The sequence below is a fragment of the Kocuria sp. WRN011 genome (assembly GCF_002295155.1).
In the GTDB taxonomy this organism is placed as follows: Bacteria; Actinomycetota; Actinomycetes; order Actinomycetales; family Micrococcaceae; genus Kocuria; species Kocuria carniphila.
Genome location: NZ_NSGI01000003.1, coordinates 322678 through 343615, shown reverse-complemented (window position 1 = coordinate 343615; position 20938 = coordinate 322678). Strand labels below are relative to the sequence as shown.

Genomic DNA, 20938 nt, shown 5'->3' with positions numbered 1-20938 from the left:
GGCCTTTATGGATCAGGTTGCTTGGTCGCTACCCATCCTGGAGGCCTCGACCTCTACCCAGACCCCACAACACGCGCTCCGAAACGCCCCCACGCACCCGGCTACCCATGCTCATCTGTGAAGGGCCAGTAAAGCATGGAGTCGTTCGGCTGGAGTGTCCCAGTCGAGCGTCTTGCGTGGACGTTCGTTGAGGTCCTCTGCGACGCGTCGCAATTCTGCGGGCGTGTGGCGGGAGAGATCGGTGCCCTTCGGGAAGTACTGGCGTAGGAGGCCGTTCGTGTTCTCGTTGCTGCCGCGCTGCCAGGGGCTGCCCGGATCACAGAAGTACACCGCCATATCGGTGGCGGTCTGGAACCCCACATGCCCCGACATCTCGGTGCCCTGGTCCCAGGTCAGCGAGCGGCGTAGCGCTGCTGGCAAATCAGCGACGGTGGTGATGAGGCCATCGCGCACGGTCTCGGCCGTGTGGTCATGTTCAAGGTGCACGAGGGTAACGAAGCGGCTTGATCGCTCGACGAGTGTTCCGATTGCTGATCGTCCCATCGTGCCGACGATGAGGTCCCCTTCCCAATGCCCAGGGATTGCACGATCCTCAGCTTCCGCGGGTCGCTCAGCGATGGAGACCATAGGGTCCACGAAGCGACTGGTTCTCTTCGCTGGATCGCGCCGTGGTTTTCGTGTTGTCCGCCCGCGCCTCATCGACGCGGCGATCTCGCGTTTCAGAGCGCCGCGTCCTTGGACGTAAATCGCCTGGTAGATCGTTTCGGTGCTCACCCGCATCCCTTGATCGTCCGGGAAGTCTTTCACGAGCCGGTGACTGATCTGCTCTGGTGACCATCGTTTACGCAACTTCGCTGCCACATAGGCGCGCAAATCGCCAGCAGATTCGAGTTTGCATGCACGTCGCCTCGGCCGGCGCGCCGCCGCGATCCGGTGCGCCGCGTAAGGAAGATAGCCGACTGTCGTGGCCGTGTTGCGGGCGATCTCCCGGCTGATCGTCGACGCGCTCCGCCCCAGCGCACGCCCGATCGACCTTATCGAGTCCCCGCGGCTGCGTAGATCGTGAATACGCTCTCGTTCGATCAAACTCAGGTAGCGAGAATCGATAACAGTCTCAAGACGCGCCAGATCAACCGGGGCGCCTCTCGTATAGGCATCACGCGGGCTCTTCACATTCGCCAGTATCGCCGCCTGACGGTAGCGAACTACACGACCGTCGGGGTGAACGCGTCCGCCCGTTATCTGCTTGATGCCCTTGTCCCAATCTTGCGCAGAGCGCTTGTCCACGCCGACCCGTCTCGCAGCATCCGCCCGACTGACACCGTCGGCACGCAACCGCTCAAACCGTGCTCGTTGAGCGCGGGTGTCCTTCCCCGTGAAGATCCCCGCCTGATGCGCCCACTTGTAGCAAGTGACCCGCACGAACCCGAGCTCTTTCGCGACCTTCGACACGTTCCCCGTCGACGCCAGCAGGCGGAAGAACTCGGCCTTGTCCTCAGCCGTATAGACCCGGCTCTTCGCACGGGAAGTCGATACGCCAGCCTCATTTCGCCACCGGTAACACGACTCAACGCTCAGCCCCAGCTCAGCCGCGACAGCACGGATCGTGCCGCCACGATCAAGCCGACGGAAGAACTCGTCCCGCTCCTTCGCCTTGTACTGCACATTCTCTCTACCCCTCGGCCGAATAACCATCGCACGCACCTCTCGATCAGAGTGTTGCGACGATGGCTGGAACTCAAGCGGTGGAGTGTTCGGTAATGTCCGTCAGCCACAGCTGGTTCGGTGCTTCGGCCGTGAACATGTGTCGCGTCCGGCCGTGCTCGTCATTGACGGCACAGAGGTCGTCATGGACGGGCGGCCCGGGGCGATGGGCCTTGCTGCGCTTGGGCTTCCCGAACGCGCTGAACCAGCCGTTGGTTGATGCGATCCGCCATGCGGTCCGATCCGCCATTGCCTCACCGTGGTCGCGGGCCTCGTCGGCGAGCAGGCGGTGCCCGAACTCGGGGTCGTCCTGGTGCGCGTCGAACAGCGCGTTCGCGCGATACGCCTCCGCGACCTCGCTGGTGGTGATGGGGTTGGCCAGCCACCGGTAGTAGGGCTGGCGGGAGAGCTTGAGCACCCGACACGTCACCGTCACAGGGATCCCTGCGGCGGCGAGCTCTGTCACGAGCGGGTAGAACCTTTTCCCGGCAAGTTCGCCTGCGACAGATACGCCGCCGCACGGCGGAGGACCTCGTTCTCCTGCTCGAGAAGCCGGATCCGTTTGCGCGCCTCGCGCAGCTCGGCCGCCTCAGTCCTGGTCGCTCCGGGCTTGGCGCCCTCGTCGATGTCGGCGCGACGCAGCCACTTCTGCAGCGTCATCGGGTGAACACCGAAGTCATTCGCGATCTGCTCGATCGTCACTCCAGGCTCGCGGTTCCTCGCGACGCGCACGACGTCGTCACGGAACTCGCTTGGGTAGGGCTTTGGCACAGCAACATCCTTCCAGACCCACCCCACAGGCAAGCCATCTCAGATGTCACCTATCCGTGCGGCAGTCCCCAGGAACCAAACGTCAAGGTCGCCAGCAGCGCGCACTCCGAGTCGCCCATGACTCTGCTTTCAACGTCATGAAGTTCTTTGAGGGCATGACGCAAACGTCGAACCTGCCAGATTGGCTAGCTCAAGAGAGCACCCAGGGCGCCCAAAGCTATCGAGAAGCTTGTGATCAGATCGCAACGGCTGCTGTTGCTCTGGGGATCAAAAGGACAGCAGTCACAGCGCGTCTCGACAGAACAAGCCACCTGAAAAGTGTGGATGCTGCACGAGGAACAAACTTCCACCAAAAATGGCAACTTTGTTCGGGCTACGCCCATGGCCTTGGCTGGGCTCCTAGCATCTTCAACCGCCACCTTTACACCCATGAGATTGCGGGAAGCGCGTCGCTGCAGGGTAGCCACCTTCCTGAAGACCGGGCCTTCGACATGCTCACTTGGGGGAGACATGCCATCGAGGAACTACGGGGGACATTCGCTGCGGGATGCAAGTCAATGCCAGGCTGCGGCGCAGGTGCCACGTTGTTTTCAGGGGCTCCCGAGAAAGCCCAAGAACTACTCGGACATTGAACCGGGATGGCACCGCACGTGGTAAACGTGAAAGCTTCGGCCTGCTCGGGTACACCACTCGGGTCATGGGATCTTCAGTCCGGAAAGACAACTGAAGTCGCGGACAATTTCAATGGCAGGCTCCTTGTGCGTAAAGACTAGTTTCAAGTCACGTACGGCGCCGGTAGGACCTCTGTGTGACTCCAGGACCTGAAGGCCATGTAAAGCGCCCTGGGACCAGCGGGGTGTCTCGAGCGAGGCTGGGGTATTTCGGCATCAAGGAGGCAAGATGCATGCTCATGGGTTTACCAATCTGCCAAACAGTTGTGGCCACCAGCCGTAAACGGTTCATTGCTTGTTCGTCATTCAAGGCCACATTGATCGCATCAGAGTGGTTAATGATGACTGATCGGTAGGCGGACCCAACGAGCGGCGGGATGATCATGTTAAAGTCCAATGCAAGCACTTGGGGTACAAGGTACTGCGGACTATCAGGATCAGTTCCTGAGTCTCGAAAGGCCCACCGGTAGAACTGTGCGAGCTGCCGCCACTTGCGTTGTTGGCCGGTACTCAAGTTCCAGTGCGGATCCATGTCGTCAAGGTTGAGCAAATCAATACTCTCAGCGATGGCGAAACAGCTGAGGGCGACAATCTCCCCAATCTGCGCCCTCGATTCCTGGTAGGCGACAGAGGGGTACTGCGCTGAGGTATAGAGGATGGGTTGGCCCCTCCGGTTGACACGACCGGGTGAGGTGCCCGCGGGAGGGGTCCAAATGTCGCCTACGGTTCTAACCTCTTCAGGACCGTGGAGTCCGGGGCGCACCCGGTATAAATACGTACTCCAGGCCGGAATGTGCATCGTGGAGAACGGCCGCACCAGGGAGGACCATCCACGCGGGGTAAGTGTGTCCGTAATTAATTCTCTGACAGTCTTGACATCGCGAGCCTGCGGGAGAGATTTCTTGAGTGTCTTGATACGGGTTTCGATTTCACCCTGAGGAAATGCGTCCAGATAGGCAGACAGGTCGACGGAGACGCGACCGTCAAACCCTGCTTCTACCGAGTCGCTTAAGGCCCCTTCGCGCCTGAAGTACCAATCTCCGAACAAGGCGGAATTGCCTGTTTTCTTGACAACAGAAGTGAATTCGGCATCGCTCATGGGGGGAGGTTGCCCGTCCATGGAGATTTGTCGAGCGTCTTCGTCCATGTAAATAAGTCTACGGTCTTGCTCAGCTACTTAAGGAACTCTGCGTCTGCACGTGACCTTCGAGTCAACACGAGAGGCCCTCCCTGACCAGTGGTCCCTGAGGTGTCACGTTCATATGCAGGCGATCTGCTGGCTAGTGCTCCACAATCTGAAGTTGCTGGGTAATCCGAAAGCAAGGTTTTCAAAGGCCCAACAAAATTGGCAACGATCAATTCTCATGATGGAGTGAGACGCTACCGACCGTGAGCTGGGCAACATCCACTGCCTCCCAAGACCGAGTGGATTCCCACTATGATGCCGCTGAAACCCGCTGGCTACAGACCGAAATCGTGCGGCTGGCCTGGCAGCTGGTGACCATTCCGCATGTAGTCGATCCCCCTGGAAAAGATAATTCATTAATGCATGCACTTGTCATTGCCGCCGATGCAGACGGCCACAGTAGGCCCGGGTCAGTATCTTGACAACCAAGAGTTGATTGCCGCCGAAAGATAAGCTGGGTCTCTCACATTTACTGAATGTTTCCTGAATACCAGACATTGCCAGAGACCTCCGACACCCATAAGCGTGTGGGCTCTTTGGGGCACATTGAGACGCACACATCCGCTTTGATCAGGGCAAATACACAACCGTCACGCGCAACGGTTACAGGTCCTGGGGCCCCAGCGGCAGTCCGAGCAGATACCAACCGACGAACAACAGGAACCAGCCCACGAGCATGGCGATCGACAGCGGCAGCACCAATGAGATCAAGGTGCCCACGCCGGCGTCCTTTTGGTAGCGCCGCAAGTAACCGAGCACCAGCGCGAAGTAGGGGCTCACCGGACTGAGCACGTTGGTGGGTGAATCACCGATCCGGAACAGGGCCTGTGTGGTCTCCGGAGAGACATCCAACAGCATGAGCATGGGCACCATCACGGGCGCGAGCAGCGTCCACTGGGCCGAGCCGGAAGTGATCAGCAGGTTCATGACCGCCACGATGGCCACCACACCCGCAAACATGATCACCGGGTGCAGCCCCAGTCCGCCAATGAAGTCCGCTCCGTATACGGCCAGCACCGGTCCGATCCCCGACCATTCGAAGTACGCGGTGAACTGCGCGGCGGCAAAGAACAACACCAGAACGGGTGCCACGGACACGATGCCCTTGGACATGGCCTCCGGAATCTGGCGAGCGCGCGTCATGGTCCCAGCGGCACGGCCGTAAACCCAACCCATGACCGCGAACATCACGGCAATCACGATGCCGACGTTGAGCAACAACGGGGACATCAGGATGGTGCCATCCTCGGCGCGCAGCGGAGAACCGGGAGTGAGGAGCAAGGCCAGGTAGATCGCCATCATCACCGCGAAGGCGATGCCCGCGTTGCGCAAACCGCGCTTCTCGCGGGGCTTGAGCTTCATGTCGGAGAAGGAGCCCATGTCCTGCTCCTTGGTGTCCGTGTCCTCCTCGATCGCTTGGCCGCGCTTGGCAATCACGGTTTCCGTGACCACCGTGATGATGCCCGCCAGCACCAGGGCCGAGACGATGTTGAAGAAGTAGTTGGAGATGGGAGTGACAATCGCATTGGGGTCGATCAGGCCCGCGGCCGCTGTCGAAATGCCCGCGAGCAAGGCGTCCGACGCCGTCGGCAAGAGCGACGCGTTGAAGCCCGCCGCAACCGAGCAGAACGCGACGATCAAACCGACCACCGGCGAGCGCCCGGCGGCCTTGAAGGCGAGCGCACCGAGTGGGATGAGCACCACATACATGGCGTCCGCCGCGATGGAGCCGGTGATGCCGGTCAGTGCGAGCACGAAGGTCAGCCACTTGGGGCCCACGCGCGAGACCGAACCACGCAACGCGGCCGAAAGCATCCCGGATTCCTCGGCTACCGCGACGCCCAAGAGGATCACGACCACCAGGCCCAGCGGTGGGAACTCCACAAAGTTGATGACCGCTTCGGAGACGATCTGGCGCAAGCCTTCCGGGGAGAGCAGGCTGGTGACCTGGATGGTCTCGTCCGTGGCCGGGTTGACCGCGCTTAACCCCATGGTGCCCAGGACCCAGCTCAGCACCAGCACCACGCCGGCCAGGATGAAGAACAACCAGAACGGATCCGGCAGTTTGTTGCCCACCCATTCGATCCAGTTGAGCACTCTCAGGAGTGCGCCGTCGCCGTTCTTCTGTTTCTTGTGCGTCTCGGCAGGCTGTGATGAGGAAGACATGGCTCGTCCCGTTTCTTGAGGCGGTCACGATCGGTTGTCGGTTAAAGTACCCGGCGGTTGCCCACCCACCAGTGATGACGGGCCGTGGCGCGCTTGTGCGTATAAGAATTACGGCGTGCGCGCCTCAGCGCCGCACTGTCCACTCCGGATTAATGGGTGCGCGGTAAGGGGTGTAATCTCCTAAAGGCTTTCGTGCCGAACTGCATGATTTTCTGAGCAAAGCCTGAGCAGAATCACCTACTGAAGGTACTCCCGTGAGCGAATTTCCCGCTGCCCTCAAGCGCGGTCTGACCGTGCGCCACGTGCGCTTCATGGCGCTGGGTTCGGCTATCGGAACCGGTCTGTTCTACGGTTCCGCCTCCGCGATCCAGGCCGCCGGCCCCGCCGTACTGTTCGCGTACATGATCGGTGGTGCGGTGGTGTTCCTGGTCATGCGCGCCCTGGGTGAGATGGCCGTGCTGCACCCGGTGACCGGTTCGTTCGGTCAGTACGCGGGACGTTACTTGGGCCCGCTCGCCGGTTTCATCACGGGATGGACGTTCGTGTTCGAGATGGCCATCGTGGCCCTCGCGGACGTCACGGCCTTTGGCATCTACATGCAGTTCTGGTTCCCGGACACTCCCCAATGGATCTGGGTGCTGGCCATCGTTCTGCTCATCACCGGCCTCAACCTGCTCAACGTCAAGGTGTTCGGCGAGCTGGAGTTCTGGCTGACCATCGTGAAGGTCACCGCCATCATTCTGATGATCGTGGGCGGTTTTGCGATCCTCATCTTCGGTTTCTCCGTCCCGTCCAGCACGCCGCCCGGACTCCACAACCTGGTCGACCACGGCGGCCTGTTCCCCAACGGTTTTGCGGGCCTGTTGCTCTCGTTCTCGGTGGTGATGTTCGCGTTCGGTGGCATCGAGACCATCGGCATCACCGCCGGCGAGGCCAAGATCCCCGCCAAGACCATCCCCGCCGCGATCAACACGGTTCCCGTGCGCATCCTGCTCTTCTACGTGCTCACGCTCTTCGTGCTGATGTGCCTGTTCCCCTGGAACGAGGTCACCGGCGAGGTCAGCCCCTTCGTGCAGATTTTCGAGTCCCTGGGTATCTCCTACGCCGCTCACATCCTCAATGCGGTGATCATCACGGCGGCGATCTCCGCCATCAACTCGGACATCTTCGGTTCCGGTCGCATGGTCTACGGTCTGGCCCAGCAGGGTCACGCACCCCGCGCCTTCACCCACGTGGGCCGCACCGGCGTTCCAACCCTCACGGTTGCACTGATGGCGGGCGTCCTGGTGATCGGCGTGATCCTCAACGCCGTGATCCCGGAGAACGTCTTCTTGATCATCGCGTCCCTGGCCACGTTCGCCACGGTGTGGGTCTGGATCATGATCCTGCTCTCCCACCTGGGCATGTCCCGCGAACGTGCCCGCGCCGGTGCCCCGCGTAGCTCCTACCCGTTGCCCGGCGGTCGCGTGAGCACGTACCTTGCGTTGGCCTTCATGGCGTTCGTGATCGTGCTACTCGCCTTCACCCCGGACACTCGCATCGCCCTGATCGTGGGCCTCGCGTGGCTGGTCATCATGACCGGCGTGTTCTTCACGTTCGTCAAGGGCAAGGGTCGCCAGCGCACGGTTCTTCCCGACGACGCCGCTCTCCCCACCGAACCCGCCGGCGCCGGTTCCAGCGCGGGTGCCGTGCGGTAGGCACTGCCCAACGCTGTCGTTACAGACGAGCTCGGTGGCCCATTCAAGACGGCGCCGAGCTCGTCTGCTTCCTCATAACCTTCTTCAGAGCAGAGTTATATAGTCCTCATTAATCGCCCCCACGATTGCTAAGGACTCCCCCATGTCTCAAGTGAACTACTCAGTCATCGACACTGAAACCACTGGCTTATGGTCCACCGGTCACGATCGAGTTGCCGAGATTGCCATTGTGACCTTGAGCCCCGAGGGGGAGGTCATCGAGCGTTGGGAAACCCTGATCAATCCGCAACGCGATCTGGGAAAACAATCGTTGCACGGGATTCGCGCGGCCGATGTCCTCTCGGCACCGACTTTCAAAGATGTCGCGGATGAAATTGCCTGGCGTCTGAGCCTGGATCCGCCGGTCAGGTCCTTGTGGGTGGCGGGTCGTGAGAGCCGAATGCTCCTGTGACCAGCGAGAATGGACTTGTCGAGAGTCCCAAACGCGCTGAGCAACAGGAGCACCGGTAGTGCGAGTTTCCCACAACTTCTCCGCCGAGTTCGATGACGACAACCTGATCGCCACCGGCGGGTTGGTACCGGTGATGCTGCTGGCCGAATCTGCCGGTCTGTCGGATCTGGTCCAGGAGTACGTCACCGTCGCCGGCAGCGCCGGCGCGAACGCGCCGGTGAAGGTCGCGGCGCTGGTGGCCGGGATGGTCGCCGGCGCGGACAGCATCAGCGACATGGACCTGCTTCGCCACGGCGGCATGGGCCGGGCGTTCACCGAGCACCGGGCGCCCACGTCGCTGGGCACTCACCTGCGCGGGTACAGGTTCGGCCACGTGCGCCAGCTGGACGCGATCGCCTCCCGGCTGCTGACCGCGCTGGCGGCACGAGTGCCGGGACTGGTGGGTGGGGCCGATGAGGTGGCCTACCTGGACATCGACGACACGATCCGCCAGACCCACGGGTATGCCAAGCAGGGCGCGGGTTATGGCTACAGCGGCGTCAAGGGACTCAACGCGCTGGTCTCCACGCTGTCCACGCCCACGGCGGCGCCGGTGATCGCCGGGATGCGGCTGCGTCGAGGCTCGGTGAAGTCCCCGCGCGGTGCGGGCAAGATGATCGCCCAGGCGCTATGGCCGCGGCCCGCAGAGCCGGAGCGGGCGGGCTGATCACGGTGCGCGCCGACAGCGCGTTCTACCAGCACGACGTCATCGCCGCGGTCCGCCGCGGCAAGGCGCACTTTTCCATCACCGCCCGGATGGACGCCGGCGTGGTCGCCGCGATCTCCCGCATCGGGGAGCAGGAGTGGGTGGGGATCAAGTATCCCGAGGCGATCTGGGACGAGGACGAGCAGCGGTGGATCTCCGACGCGCAGGTCGCCGAGATCCCCTACACCGCCTTCACCTCCCGCAAGAAGGCCGACCACGTGGCTGCCCGGCTCATCGTGCGCCGGGTCAAGCGACTGAACCCAGCCTCGGCCACCGCCGAGCAGGGCGAGCTGCTGGCCGCCTACCGCCACCACGCGATCTTCACCGACTCCCCGCTGTCGATGCTCGCCGCGGAGTCCGCGCACCGCGACCACGCCATCATCGAACAGGTCATCTCCGACCTGAAGGACGGGCCGCTGGCCCACTGCCCCTCGGGGGTGTTCACCGCGAACAGCGCCTGGGCGGTGCTGGCCGCCATCGCCTTCAACCTCACCCGCGCCGCCGGAGTGCTCGCCTCGAGGTTCCACGCCAAGGCCCGCACCGCCACGATCCGCGCCCAGCTCATCAACGTGCCCGCCCGCATCGCCAACCGCGCCCGCTCCTGGCTGATGCACATGCCCAGGAACTGGCCCTGGCAGCAAGCCTGGGCCGCGCTCTTCGACGCCGCCAGCGCCCCACTACCAGCGGCGGCTTGACCAACCGCCCTGTCCCGACGAGAAGGAAAGCGAAAGTGGAAAGGCCGGGCAGACCGGCAGATCACGCACGCCCTTCACGAGCACCGACCGACAATCTCCTCCCCGAGCACCCCTCAATGCACTCCAAAGACCCGCTCGGCGTATCCAGGCTCAGTCGTTGCGACGGTCTGTGGATGACCCGGAGCCGAGGCGTCGCCCGGTCCATGCACGTTCAGCAGACGTGCGCCTTGCTGGCTGCATCCACAGAGCAGTACAGCAGCGAGTGCGACCGTGGCGAAGGTGATGGAAGCAACGCCGCCAGCGGTGACCGCACCGATGCCGACACATGCACCCGCACGCGGCTGCGGAGCGCGCGTCTCCAGCACATATCGCGGTACGATCGACATCGGGACCCTCCCCACCCTCTCGGCTCATCCGGGCACGTCGAGCTGAGCCCCTGTTCAGGAGCAATGCAGTGGAGCGTGCCCGCCCCGAATGAAAAACGCGTGCTCACCGCGCCCCGTCCGGCCTCGGTGGGCTCGCCTCAGGGCACTACGACGATCTTTCCGGCGGCATGTCCGGTTTCGACTGCGGCAATCGCCTGGCCTGCTTCATCCAGGCCGAACTGGGCGTCCACGTGCGGATCGACGAGCCCGTATTGGATCACCTCGGTGATCTTCCCCATAGCCTCATTCGTGCGTGCCAGGGCCAGGCCGCCCAGCTCGGCGGCGGTGTCCGGATCAGCCGCTGAGATGATCCGGGTCCGGTCGGGCACCAGGTCCGCGACGGCGCGCAGCGCGTCCCCACCGACGAGGTCGACAATCAGATCTGCCCCGTCGGGGGCGATCTCGCGCACCCGTTCGGGCAGGTTCGGACCGGATTCGACGAAGATGGCACCGGTGGACTGGACCAGGCCCCGCTTGGCTGCGCTGGCCACACCGATGACCCTGAACTCGTGCACCCGGCCGATCTGTGCGGCCATCAGTCCCACCCCACCGCCAGCGCCCAATAGCAGCAGGGTCTGGCCCGCTTCGAGTTCGATCTGGTGGGTGGCGTCATAGGCCGTGGCCGCGGCTACCGGGATGGTGGCGGCGTCGGTGAAGGAGATCTCCTCGGGCTTGGCCACGGTCGTGGACGCGCGCAACACTGTGTGCTCGGCCAGCCCACCGTGCCCGGGTGCCACCAGCCCGAGCACTTCGTCGCCCACGGCGAAGTCATCGATCCCGTCGCCGAGCTGGGTGACCACGCCGGCGGCCTCACGTCCCATCGGCGCCGGCAGGCTCCAGTGATGGCCCAGCTGGCCCTCGCGGATCTTCCAGTCGGCGGGGTTCACTCCGGCGGCCCGTACCTCGATGGCCAGCTCTGCGGTCCCGGGCACTGGAACAGACCGGTCGATCAGCTCCTGGGTCTCGGGCCCGCCGTAGTCGTTGAACACGTAGACCTTGGACATGGGATGGACTCTCTCTCAGTGGTTGGATTTGGCGTCGCAGTGGGTTCGCCAGGACGGTGTTGTTCAGTGCCGCGGTGGTTCGTCTCGGCCGGCGGCCTCGGCAGCGTCGGCTTCGCCCTTTGTGGCGAAGGCGACACCGATAGCGTGTTCCGGCGGGCTGTAAACGGTGTAGAGCACCAGCGACTCCTCGCCGGTGTTGCGGAAGTTGTGCTGGGCGCCGGCAGGAACCGCGCACTGGTCGCCTGCCTCGATGGGGTGGGTGTGGCCGTTGAGGTCCGCCTCGCCGGTACCGGAGACAAAGGTCAGGATCTGGTCGGTGTGTTCGTGGACCTCGTCCCCGATCTCGCCACCGGGCGGGATGGTCATGACGACGATCTGGGCGTGTTCGCCGGTCCACAGCACCTTCCGGAAGTCCGGGTTGTCCCTCGCGACGTCCGCGATGGTGAAGTGCTCGACGTTGTCTCCAAGGGTGAAGCTCTTCTCGGTCATGGCTGATCTCCTCTGCTTCCTGTATGGCTGTCTCTATGTCGCTGTCTGAGTTTTCGTGCTTATCGCGTCCTCGGGATGACCCGGAGGCGTGCGGGCCCCAGGGCCCCGGTGCGGATTTGGATGTCAGGCGGTTACCTGCTGTGCCCCTTTCTCCGTGGTCCTCTCGGCCGGTGGCGTCGTGGTCGAACCGCGGGTCTTCCGTAGCAGTCGCATTGCGTTGATGATGACGACCAGTACGGAGGCTTCGTGGACGAGCATGCCGACGGACATGGTCACCCCGCCGGCGAAAACACCGGCCAGCAGCAGCACCACGGTGATCAGGGCGATCGCGATGTTCTGCCGCATCACGGACACAGTCCGCTTGGCTAGACCGATGGCCTCCGGCAGTTTGAGCAGGTTGTCACCCATCAGGGCGATGTCCGCGGTCTCCACGGCCACGGCCGAACCGGCCGCGCCCATCGCCACGCCGATGTTCGCGGTGGCCAAAGCTGGGGCGTCGTTGACGCCGTCCCCGACCATGGCAATCGTGTGGCCCTGGCGTTGCAACTGTGCGACCACGTCCAGCTTGTCTTCGGGGAGCAGGGAGGCGTGGATCTCGTCGATCCCGGTGCCCTTCCCGACGGCCTCGGCCACCAGTCGGGTGTCACCGGTGAGCATGACAACCTTCTCGACCCCGGCTCGGTGGAGCCGGGCGACCATCTCGGGGGCATCCTGGCGGATTTGGTCGGCGACGGCGACGACGCCGATCACCTGGTCGTCGACGGCCACGATCATCGGCGTCTTTCCATCGGAGGCCAGCGTTTCCGCCGCCCGAGCGGCGCTGCCGTCGTCGGGAACGCCGTACTGGTCCAGCAGCGGCGGGTTGCCGATGAGCACCCGTTGGCCGGCAACGTCGGACGCGATGCCCATACCGGGGACCGGGGTGACGGTGCCGGGGACCCTATCGGGGGCCACCCCCTCATCGCGCGCCGTCTGAAGGATGGGACGGGCCAGCGGGTGCTCCGACCCGGCCTCGGCGGCCGCGGCCCAGCGCAGCACGTCGGCACGGTCCCGTGCGGAATCCAGGACCACGACATCGGTGAGGACAGGTTGGCCCTCGGTGAGGGTGCCGGTCTTGTCCACGGCGACCGCCGAGATCTTGGCCGAGGTCTCCAGGAACTCGCCGCCCTTGATCAGGATGCCATTACGGGCAGCCCGGCCGATGCCTGCCACGATCGCGACCGGAATGGAGATCACCAGGGCGCCGGGGCAGCCGATGACCAGCAGGGTCAACGCCAGGACCACATCACCAGCGATCAGTCCGGCCGCCAGTGCCAGCGCCATGACGGCGGGGGTGTACCAGCGGGAGAAGCGGTCCATGAAGGCCTGGGTGCGGGCCTTGGCGTCCTGGGCCTCCTCCACCCGGTGGATGATGCGGGCCAGGGTGGTATCCGCGCCGATGCCGGTGGCCAGCACTTGCAGGAAGCCGCCGCGGGAGACAGTGCCGGCGAACACCTGGTCACCTTTGGATTTCTCCACCGGGATCGATTCGCCGGTGATGGAGGCTTCGTCGAGGGCGCCGGTGCCGGAGACGACCTGGCCGTCCACGGGGACCTTCGAGCCGTTCTTGACCAGGACGATCTCGCCCATTCTCACCTGTCCGGCAGGGATCTCCTGTTGTTCACCATCGCGCACAACGACGGCGGAATCCGGGGCGACGGCGACCAGCTCGGCCAGGGCCGAGCGGGTCTTGTTCAGGGTCGCCGCTTCCAGAGCGTGTCCGATGGCGAATAGGAACGTGACCGCCGCGGCCTCCCAGAAGTTGCCGATGATGACCGCGCCGATGGCCGCGACCGACACCAGCAGGTCGATGCCGATGACCTTGGCGATCAGCGCGCGAACGGCCTTTACCGCGATCCTGTAGCCGGCGACCACGGCGGCGGCGACCATGAAGGCATCCGCGAGGGTGAAGACCGCGGTGGCATGGGTGGCGTGGGCGCCGGCATCGAGCCACCACTGGGGGCTGATGGTGAGGTTGGCCGCACCCTCGGCCAGCCGTTGAACGGCGAAGGAGATGATGATGAGTACGCCGGACACGACGGGGACCGACCAGTTCCCATAGACCCATTTCTGGAGCCTGTTCACTTTCGGGTACGACCTTTCTGCGATGAGTGCCAGCGGACCGGCAGATCGGGTATGAGCGAAAAATGTGCGACCCCACAGGGGCCCGCGTGCCTCAGAAGGCTGAAGGAGTGGCCTTATAGCCGGCCTTCGCCACGGCAGTCACGAGGTCATCCACGGAGACGCGCTCGGCGTCGTGGTCGATCTCGATGCGGGATGAGGCGAAATGGACCTTCACGTTCTCGACACCCTTGAGGCGGCCGACCTGCTTTTCGATCTTCGCCACGCAGGACGGGCAGGAGAATCCCTCGGCCCTCAAAAGGGTGTGGGTGGCGGTGGAGGTAGTCATTGTGAGAATCCCTTTCTTGGTGGTGTTCCGTATTGACACCTTCACGATAGGTTCGCGCCACTGCGAACTCCTTGACCCAGGTCAAGTCCGGACGGCACCGTACGAGGCGCCCCCTGGGGCATCTGGGACGGTGGCGCCCGCGCCGATTCCGGTAGGCTTGAGGCATGTCTGAGGATGACCTGTGCGTAGCTCGCGTACCGATCTTCCAAGGACTGACGCGCCAGGAGCAGCTGCACGTCGCCGACTTCGTTCGCCCGGTGTGCGTCCACAAGGGGGATATTGTTTGTTCCCCCGGACAGTCGGTGTCGCGTCTGCTGGTGATGCACAGCGGACAGCTCAAGGTCAGCCACACGGCGGCCAATGGTCAGGAACAGATTCTGCGAACGGTGACAGACGGTGATGTCGTGGGAGAACGGGCCTTCCTGACGGGCCACCGCCCGGTCGACCTCGTCGTCGCGCTAGAAGACAGTCGGATGTGCGTCTTCGACCACGCCGACCTCTCGGCCCTGCTCCGCGACTACCCCGACATCAGTCAGCGGATGCTGCGGACACTCTCCGACCGGCTCACCTCAGTCGAGCGACTGCTGGGCGCCGTCACCTCCAGCGACGTCAACGCCCGCGTGGCGGCCTACCTGCTAGATCTGCCCGGCAGCATGCGAGCAGGCGTACCCACGGTGAGGCTGCCGATGGCGAAACAAGACATCGCCGCCTACCTCGGAACCACGCCCGAAACCCTGAGCCGACGCCTCGCCGCGCTCTCCACCTCCGGCATCATCGAACTCCACGGACGCCGAGACGTCTCCATCCTCGACATTGATGCACTCGAACACGTCGCCACACCCCGATAGCCCGGTACCGTCAGGATGCATCCGAGACGCATCGATACGTCGATCACGGGTCGCGCCAGGAGGATCGAATTCCGACGGCTAAAGGTACGGGTGGTCGCGGTCGCCGTCATTGAACCTGGATCCGCCGGCCGGATCGGGCTGAGGGGCGGGTCGTGAGAGCCGAATGCTCCTGTGACCAGCGAGAATGGACTTGCTGAGAGTCCCAGACCGCTGAGTTACAGGAGCACCGGTAGTGCGAGTTTCCCACAGCTTCTCCGCTGAGTTCGATGATGACAATCTGATCGCTGCCGGTGGGCTGGTGCCGGTGATGCTGCTGGCCGAGTCGGCGGGGCTGTCGGACCTGGTCGATGCGCACATCACCCTGGCCGGCAGCGCCGGTGCAAACGCGCAGGTGAAGGTCGGTGCGCTGGTCGGCGGGATGGTGGCCGGGGCCGACAGCATCAGCGACATGGACCTGGTCCGCCACGGCGGGATGGGCCGGGCGTTCAGCGAGTTGCGGGCTCCCACGACGCTGGGCACGCACCTGCGCGGCTATAAGTTCGGGCACGTTCGCCAACTGGACGCGATCGCTTCTCGGCTGCTGGCCGCGCTGGCCGCTCGGGTGCCTGCGCTGGTGTCCGGCGTCGATGAGATGGCCTACGTCGATCTCGACGACACAATCCGCGAGACTCACGGCTACGCCAAGCAGGGCGCGGGATACGGCTACAGCGGCGTCAAGGGCCTCAACGCGCTGGTGGCCACGTTGTCGACGCCCACGGCGGCGCCGGTGATCGCCGGCATCCGGCTGCGCAAGGGCTCGGTGAAGTCACCGCGCGGGGCGGGCAAGATGATCGCCGAGGCCCTGGCCGCGGCTCGCAGGGCAGGGGCCGGGGGCATGGTCACGGTGCGCGCCGACAGCGCCTTCTACCAACACGATGTCGTAGCCGCGGTCCGCCGCGGTGGCGCGCACTTCTCCATCACCGCGCGCATGGACGCGGCCGTGGTCGCCGCCATCTCCCGCATCCCCGAGGAGGCGTGGGTGGGAATCAAGTACCCCGAGGCCATCTGGGACGAGGACGAGCAGCGCTGGGTCTCCGACGCCGACGTGGCCGAGATCCACTACACCGCCTTCACCTCTCGTAAGAAGGACGACCACACCAGCGCCCGGCTGATCGTGCGCCGCGTCAAGCGACTCAACCCGCGGTCGGTGCCCCAGGGCCAGGGCGAGATGTTCAACGTCTACCGTCATCACGCCGTGTTCACCGACTCCCCGCTGTCGATGCTCCAGGCAGAGGCCGCTCACCGTGACCACGCCATCATCGAGCAGGTCATCGCCGACCTGAAGAACGGTCCGCTGGCCCACATGCCCTCGGCAGTGTTCACCGCCAACAGCGCCTGGACCGTCCTGGCAGCGATCGCCTTCAACCTCACCCGCGCAGCCGGGGTGCTGGCCTCGCGCTTCCACGCCAAAGCCCGCATGGCCACCATCCGCGCTCAGCTCATCGCCGTCCCAGCCCGCATCGCCAACCGTGCCCGCACCTGGCTGCTGCACCTACCGCGCAACTGGCCCTGGCAGCAGGCCTGGGATGAGCTCTTCGAGACCGCCAGCGGCCAACTGACAGCCGCCACCTGACCAGCAAGCCCTGTCCCGACGAGAAGGGACCGAAAGTGGAAAAGCCGGGCAGACCGGCAGGTACCGCGCGCCCCCCGTCAGCACCGACAGTCAGGCCATCCACGAGCACCGCTCAATCCGCTCCAGAAACCGGCTCGGCGGATCCAGGCTGAGTGGAACTGTTCCGGTTGCGCACAACTTACGCTTCGACGCGGGCTTCCTGACCGCCGAGTGGCATCGCGCCGGAACACAGTTCCCCCTTGAGTTTTTCGAGTACGGCCTGTGCACCATGCAAGAAGCTTCCGTGTACTTGCCAGGCAACAACAGAAACTTGGCCGACTGCTGCGCAGCTTTCGACATTACGATTCCCCACGCGCACAGCGCCGGAGATGATGCGGAGGCAACAGCGCAGCTACTTGCGGCATATATGAGGACCGAGACCAACGCCGAAAAGTGGACTCGTATCTTCGAGGCAAGTCAGTCACTCCAGTGGACCGTTACCGAGCCAGCAGCTCGAACCATTTGCCGTTTGAGAAGTAGGAGCGACGCACCTCAAGAAACTCACTTCCTTGAACGCATCGTTCAGCACATTCCCGAAGCGGGTGAAACGGCGGCTGAAATTGACTACCTTGGCCTGCTTGACCGGGCGCTCCTGGATCGTCACTTGTCCCTTCATGAACAAGATGCCCTCGTTGCTCTGGCTAATGAACTGGGGTGGGCCGATCAAGAGTTGTGACCTTGCACGATTCGTACATGGACCAGTTACTCGCGGCAGCGTGGGATGACGGTGTGATCACGGATAGCGAGGAAGAAGACCTCCGCGCAGTCGGTCAATTGCTCTCCGTCTCCCGAGAGAAAATCGACAGTGGCATCACCACCAGACCTGTTGTTCAGGAAACATCACCCTCATCAAAGCCTTCATTCGGGCCGGGGTCATCAATTTGCCTCACGGGCGACATGTCCAAACCGCGTCCTCAGATAGCCGAAGAGCTTGTTGAGGCTGGGTTCGTCGTTAAATCAGGCGTGAGCAAGAAGCTGGATCTCCTCGTTGCTGCCGATCCGGACTCCCTCTCAGGTAAGGCACGAAAGGCTCGTGATTACGGAATTCCTGTTGTGGGCGAGGAGTACGTGTGGAGTCACTTGCTGACCCGAGTCAATGTTTGATGATTAGCCATCACAGGAGGAGATTCCCGGGCTGAATTCCGGGAATTACGCCTTCTCCGGACTGGCTGATCGGACTAGCCTTGAGCATGCAATGCATGCATGAGGAGGCGACATGACTACCGTGATCATCCGAAACCTTGATGCCCGGGTCATTGCTGCGCTCCAACGCCGCGCAACTTTTCACGGCCGATCCTTGGAAGCGGAAATCCGAGCAATCCTGTCGGAGTCCGTGGCTGAATCACCGGGTTGCGCAACTCAGGGCCTGGGAACACGCATCCATGAATCATTCGCCGTGTCGGGTGGATTCGATCTTCCTGATCGTCCCACTGAGGAAGCACGAGCCGCGGACTTTTCCTGACTGGTGTTTCTGATCAGTTACCAGCGCTGGCGGGAATCGAACTCTCCGTGATGGTGACCGTGACACTTTCGACATCACCTTGCGAGCCATCCTGTCTGCCGGATTCACCCCGCCACCACCCCATGAACTCCCGGGCCGTGAACACCGGCTTACCCCACTTCGCCGCATTCTTGGCCTTATTGGACTGCGAACCGTCCTCGGCGGTGACCAGGACATCGCAGCGGGTCTTGGTCACGTTGACGACCGGCTGCAGACCCCGTTCTGCAGCCATATCTTCCAGATCCTCCCGATAGACCTCTCGCCCATCGGCACCGATCACGGTGCCGGTGAAGCAAATGCGAGCGCCGGCAACCAGCACCGAGTCGATGTCCTGAGTTGAGCCAGCTGACTCGTCCAGAATTTGCTCCCCGGTTTGCTCCTCCACCGCACGCACAACCGCCAGGCTCTCGGCAGAGAACCGCCCGCGCTCACCGGCCTCACGCAATTTCTCGGCCAAAACCGCACCCGGGGTCTCCGCGGCACCCGCACTGCACCGCACGGTGAATTCCGTTGTCTCGGCGGGCCGAGGCATCAGGTACCCGGAACGATCCTGAGCCTCAGGAAACGCGTCCGCTATGGCCTCCGACAGATCCTGTCCGGCGACCAGATCTTGCACGGCACGCGCTCGCTCCACCGCCGTCGGCGCTTCGAGCGCGCGGCGCTGGTGGGTGGAAAGTCGCGTTGCGGCGACGTCGTACCCCATGGGCATGTGCGTGACGTAACCGGTGCGTTTGAGTTCGTAATCGAGGTGCCCGAGTTGTCGGTCGAGGTTGATACCCGCAGGCACCCGGCCGGCCAGGTGCGGAGCGAGCGCGGCCCACGCGTCCGTGAGGAGGGGGGCGAGCTGCACTTGACCTGCAGTGATGCCGTACGCGGTGCGGGCGTCGCCCATGTCGCGGGTGGGATTGACGAGGGTGCTGAGTTCCAGGCCGTCGTCGGTGACCAGGGCGATCTCCACGGGGCGGGGGCGCCAGCGGTCGCCCTCGTCTCCCACGCTGCAGATGCCCAAGTACACGCTGCCCTTGGTCGGCTGCGCCGCGTGGGAACCGGAGCGCAAGAATCGGCGGATCCGCTGATCGACCTTGAGGTCGCGGGGCAAAACGTTGCGGCGCAGCACGAGTCCCTCGAAGGATGTGCAGCGGCTCAGCGCAACGTACAACTGACCGTCCGCGAACGTGCCGCCGGTCAGGTCGACCACCACGTTGTCGAGGGTCTGCCCCTGACTCTTGTGGATCGTGATGGCCCACGCGAGGCGGAACGGCAGCTGGGTGTACGTACCGATCACGTCGTGGCGGAGCGTTCCGTGCTCGACGACGGGCCGCGTCACCTCCCACAGGTTGGGCTCGACCTTCACGACATCGCCGTTGGGAAGTTCGACGAAAGCAATGAGCTCGCCGTCCTCCCAGAAGTAATCCGCCACCTTGGCGATCGTGCCGTTGACCCAGCGGTCACCGGGATCGTTGGTGAGCATCATGACCTGCGCACCGCGCTTGAACACGAGCTCCTTGTCCACGGGAATCTCGAAACCATCCAGGTCACCGGTGAGGATGGCCGCGTGATGGACCGGCTCGTCCTCGAGCTGCTCGAGCATCATGCGGTTACGGGACGTGGCCATGCGATTGGTGGTGGTCAGCGTCAGCCAGAACTCGTCGATGGGCGGGGTGAATTCCGGGTCGGTGCGGGCGTTGAGTTCGCGGCGGGCCTCCTCGAGCAGGCTGCCCTCGCGCACGGCGTTGAGGATGTCGACCAGGCGGTTGTCCCCGATCTGACGGAACACCGTGCTCAGTTCCACCGTGGCGAAATCATCCGGGTGGTAGGTGTCCGCGGAGAAAAAGTACGGAGTCTTGTAGCGGGTGGAGAAGTGCTCGCGTTCGTAGTCGGTGACCACGGGCGGGAGTTGATACAGATCCCCCACCAGCACCAGCTGTACCCCGCCGTACTTCCGACCGGGCTTGGGACCGAAACGCTCCAACGCGGCAACCAGGCAATCGAACAGGTCGGCCCGGACCATGGATGCCTCATCCACGATGAGCGTGTGCAGTTCCCGCAGCGTCTTGGCGAATCTGCCGGGGAAGTACTTCCCGGTGCGCACCTGCTCCGGCGTCATGCCCGGATAGAGCGAGAGCAAGCGGTGGATCGTGTAGCCCTCCACGTTGAGCGCGGCAATTCCCGTGGGCGCCACGACCACAACATTGCGCCGGGTGTGGGCCATGAACTCCCGGATCAGCGTGGACTTACCGGTGCCCGCCTTACCCGTGAGGAACACGTTTTCGCCGTGGTGCAGCCGCTGTAGGGCTTCCTGAAACTCGTCAGTGAAGACCAGCCCGGAGGATTCGGCTATGTGCACCAGAGCGTGTCCTTTCCGGGGTTTTCACATCAGATTGCACGGGCGACCTTACCGGTCCCCGCGGCTCAGCCGCTGCGATAGGTCTGTCACCGGACTAAATTAGGCTGACTAGTAGAGCGGCGATCTATCCGACACATC

18 protein-coding genes and 1 pseudogene are annotated in these 20938 nt (G+C 63.7%); 9 read left to right on the top strand and 10 right to left on the bottom strand.

Translation table 11 applies throughout. The features are described from left to right. Positions 1 to 111: 111 nt before the first annotated feature. From CKW39_RS06255 to CKW39_RS15600, 3 genes are all read right to left on the bottom strand, one after another. Complete coding sequence (locus CKW39_RS06255; RefSeq protein WP_371514611.1) at positions 112 to 1335, bottom strand: IS30 family transposase; 1224 nt, start codon at positions 1333 to 1335, stop codon at positions 112 to 114. 403 nt (positions 1336 to 1738) lie between these two features. Beyond that, positions 1739 to 2170, bottom strand: a complete 432-nt coding sequence (locus tag CKW39_RS15605; protein ID WP_216823151.1) for a hypothetical protein — start codon at positions 2168 to 2170, stop codon at positions 1739 to 1741. Then, complete coding sequence (locus CKW39_RS15600) at positions 2167 to 2475, bottom strand: IS3 family transposase (protein ID WP_016998279.1); 309 nt, start codon at positions 2473 to 2475, stop codon at positions 2167 to 2169. Before CKW39_RS15600 ends, CKW39_RS15605 begins: the two co-directional genes overlap by 4 nt. Before the next feature lie 137 nt (positions 2476 to 2612). Between CKW39_RS15600 and CKW39_RS15275 the strand changes: the two genes are divergently transcribed. Further along, positions 2613 to 3107: a hypothetical protein gene (locus tag CKW39_RS15275; RefSeq protein WP_143469944.1), complete on the top strand. Its 495-nt coding sequence runs from the start codon at positions 2613 to 2615 to the stop codon at positions 3105 to 3107. Between the two features lie 148 nt (positions 3108 to 3255). Here the strand turns inward: CKW39_RS15275 and CKW39_RS06240 are convergent, their stop codons facing one another. After that, positions 3256 to 4293 carry an RES domain-containing protein gene (locus CKW39_RS06240; RefSeq protein ID WP_095797269.1) on the bottom strand — a complete coding sequence of 346 codons (1038 nt, stop codon included), beginning with the start codon at positions 4291 to 4293 and terminating at the stop codon, positions 3256 to 3258. A 642-nt stretch (positions 4294 to 4935) separates the two neighbouring features. Further along, positions 4936 to 6498, bottom strand: a complete 1563-nt coding sequence (locus tag CKW39_RS06235; RefSeq protein ID WP_095797268.1) for an AbgT family transporter — start codon at positions 6496 to 6498, stop codon at positions 4936 to 4938. A gap of 254 nt (positions 6499 to 6752) precedes the next feature. Here CKW39_RS06235 and CKW39_RS06230 point away from each other — a divergent pair, with 254 nt between their 5' ends. The 3 genes and pseudogenes from CKW39_RS06230 to CKW39_RS06220 all read left to right on the top strand — a co-directional run bounded on the left by CKW39_RS06230 (position 6753) and on the right by CKW39_RS06220 (position 10086). Then, a complete protein-coding gene (locus CKW39_RS06230) occupies positions 6753 to 8195 on the top strand; it encodes an amino acid permease (RefSeq protein ID WP_095797267.1) in 1443 nt (480 codons plus the stop codon). A gap of 142 nt (positions 8196 to 8337) precedes the next feature. After that, positions 8338 to 8646, top strand: a complete 309-nt coding sequence (locus CKW39_RS06225; protein WP_095797266.1) for a 3'-5' exonuclease — start codon at positions 8338 to 8340, stop codon at positions 8644 to 8646. Positions 8647 to 8704: 58 nt separating this feature from the next. Beyond that, positions 8705 to 10086, top strand: a pseudogene (locus CKW39_RS06220) (IS1380 family transposase). Between the two features lie 523 nt (positions 10087 to 10609). Here the strand turns inward: CKW39_RS06220 and CKW39_RS06215 are convergent. From CKW39_RS06215 to CKW39_RS06200, 4 genes are all read right to left on the bottom strand, one after another. Further along, complete coding sequence (locus CKW39_RS06215) at positions 10610 to 11515, bottom strand: NADP-dependent oxidoreductase (protein ID WP_005053937.1); 906 nt, start codon at positions 11513 to 11515, stop codon at positions 10610 to 10612. 63 nt (positions 11516 to 11578) lie between these two features. Beyond that, complete coding sequence (locus CKW39_RS06210) at positions 11579 to 12004, bottom strand: cupin domain-containing protein (RefSeq protein ID WP_005053940.1); 426 nt, start codon at positions 12002 to 12004, stop codon at positions 11579 to 11581. Positions 12005 to 12127: 123 nt separating this feature from the next. Continuing rightward, the gene (locus tag CKW39_RS06205; RefSeq protein WP_095797265.1) at positions 12128 to 14128 is read right to left on the bottom strand and encodes a cation-translocating P-type ATPase; all 2001 of its coding nucleotides are present in this window, start codon (positions 14126 to 14128) and stop codon (positions 12128 to 12130) included. A 91-nt stretch (positions 14129 to 14219) separates the two neighbouring features. Continuing rightward, positions 14220 to 14453 (bottom strand): heavy-metal-associated domain-containing protein, encoded by a 234-nt coding sequence (locus CKW39_RS06200; protein ID WP_005053944.1) that lies wholly within the window; start codon positions 14451 to 14453, stop codon positions 14220 to 14222. Positions 14454 to 14617: 164 nt separating this feature from the next. Between CKW39_RS06200 and CKW39_RS06195 the strand changes: the two genes are divergently transcribed. The 5 genes from CKW39_RS06195 (at position 14618) to CKW39_RS06175 (ending at position 18414) form a co-directional block, all read left to right on the top strand. Further along, positions 14618 to 15301 carry a Crp/Fnr family transcriptional regulator gene (locus tag CKW39_RS06195; RefSeq protein ID WP_005053946.1) on the top strand — a complete coding sequence of 228 codons (684 nt, stop codon included), beginning with the start codon at positions 14618 to 14620 and terminating at the stop codon, positions 15299 to 15301. 232 nt (positions 15302 to 15533) lie between these two features. After that, on the top strand, positions 15534 to 16913 hold the full coding sequence (locus CKW39_RS06190; protein ID WP_095797264.1) for an IS1380 family transposase: 1380 nt from the start codon (positions 15534 to 15536) through the stop codon (positions 16911 to 16913). Positions 16914 to 16923: 10 nt separating this feature from the next. Continuing rightward, the gene (locus CKW39_RS06185) at positions 16924 to 17628 is read left to right on the top strand and encodes a 3'-5' exonuclease (RefSeq protein ID WP_095797263.1); all 705 of its coding nucleotides are present in this window, start codon (positions 16924 to 16926) and stop codon (positions 17626 to 17628) included. A 17-nt stretch (positions 17629 to 17645) separates the two neighbouring features. Beyond that, complete coding sequence (locus CKW39_RS06180; protein WP_143469943.1) at positions 17646 to 18056, top strand: BRCT domain-containing protein; 411 nt, start codon at positions 17646 to 17648, stop codon at positions 18054 to 18056. A gap of 112 nt (positions 18057 to 18168) precedes the next feature. Then, entirely contained in the window at positions 18169 to 18414 is a 246-nt protein-coding gene (locus tag CKW39_RS06175; protein WP_095797261.1) for a plasmid stabilization protein, read from the top strand. Positions 18415 to 18427: 13 nt separating this feature from the next. Here the strand turns inward: CKW39_RS06175 and CKW39_RS06170 are convergent, their stop codons facing one another. Then, positions 18428 to 20800, bottom strand: coding sequence for an AAA family ATPase (locus CKW39_RS06170; RefSeq protein ID WP_254049297.1), 2373 nt, complete (start codon positions 20798 to 20800; stop codon positions 18428 to 18430). Positions 20801 to 20938: the final 138 nt, after the last annotated feature.

What these genes read in the sequence shown, in the direction of transcription:
- CKW39_RS06240 (WP_095797269.1), bottom strand. Translation starts at nt 4,293, where the DNA reads ATGGACGAAGACGCTCGACAAATCTCCATGGACGGGCAACCTCCCCCC.
- CKW39_RS06210 (WP_005053940.1), bottom strand. Translation starts at nt 12,004, where the DNA reads ATGACCGAGAAGAGCTTCACCCTTGGAGACAACGTCGAGCACTTCACC.
- CKW39_RS06180 (WP_143469943.1), top strand. Translation starts at nt 17,646, where the DNA reads ATGGACCAGTTACTCGCGGCAGCGTGGGATGACGGTGTGATCACGGAT.
- CKW39_RS06195 (WP_005053946.1), top strand. Translation starts at nt 14,618, where the DNA reads ATGTCTGAGGATGACCTGTGCGTAGCTCGCGTACCGATCTTCCAAGGA.
- CKW39_RS06175 (WP_095797261.1), top strand. Translation starts at nt 18,169, where the DNA reads ATGACTACCGTGATCATCCGAAACCTTGATGCCCGGGTCATTGCTGCG.
- CKW39_RS06225 (WP_095797266.1), top strand. Translation starts at nt 8,338, where the DNA reads ATGTCTCAAGTGAACTACTCAGTCATCGACACTGAAACCACTGGCTTA.
- CKW39_RS06200 (WP_005053944.1), bottom strand. Translation starts at nt 14,453, where the DNA reads ATGACTACCTCCACCGCCACCCACACCCTTTTGAGGGCCGAGGGATTC.
- CKW39_RS15275 (WP_143469944.1), top strand. Translation starts at nt 2,613, where the DNA reads ATGAAGTTCTTTGAGGGCATGACGCAAACGTCGAACCTGCCAGATTGG.
- CKW39_RS06235 (WP_095797268.1), bottom strand. Translation starts at nt 6,498, where the DNA reads ATGTCTTCCTCATCACAGCCTGCCGAGACGCACAAGAAACAGAAGAAC.
- CKW39_RS06215 (WP_005053937.1), bottom strand. Translation starts at nt 11,515, where the DNA reads ATGTCCAAGGTCTACGTGTTCAACGACTACGGCGGGCCCGAGACCCAG.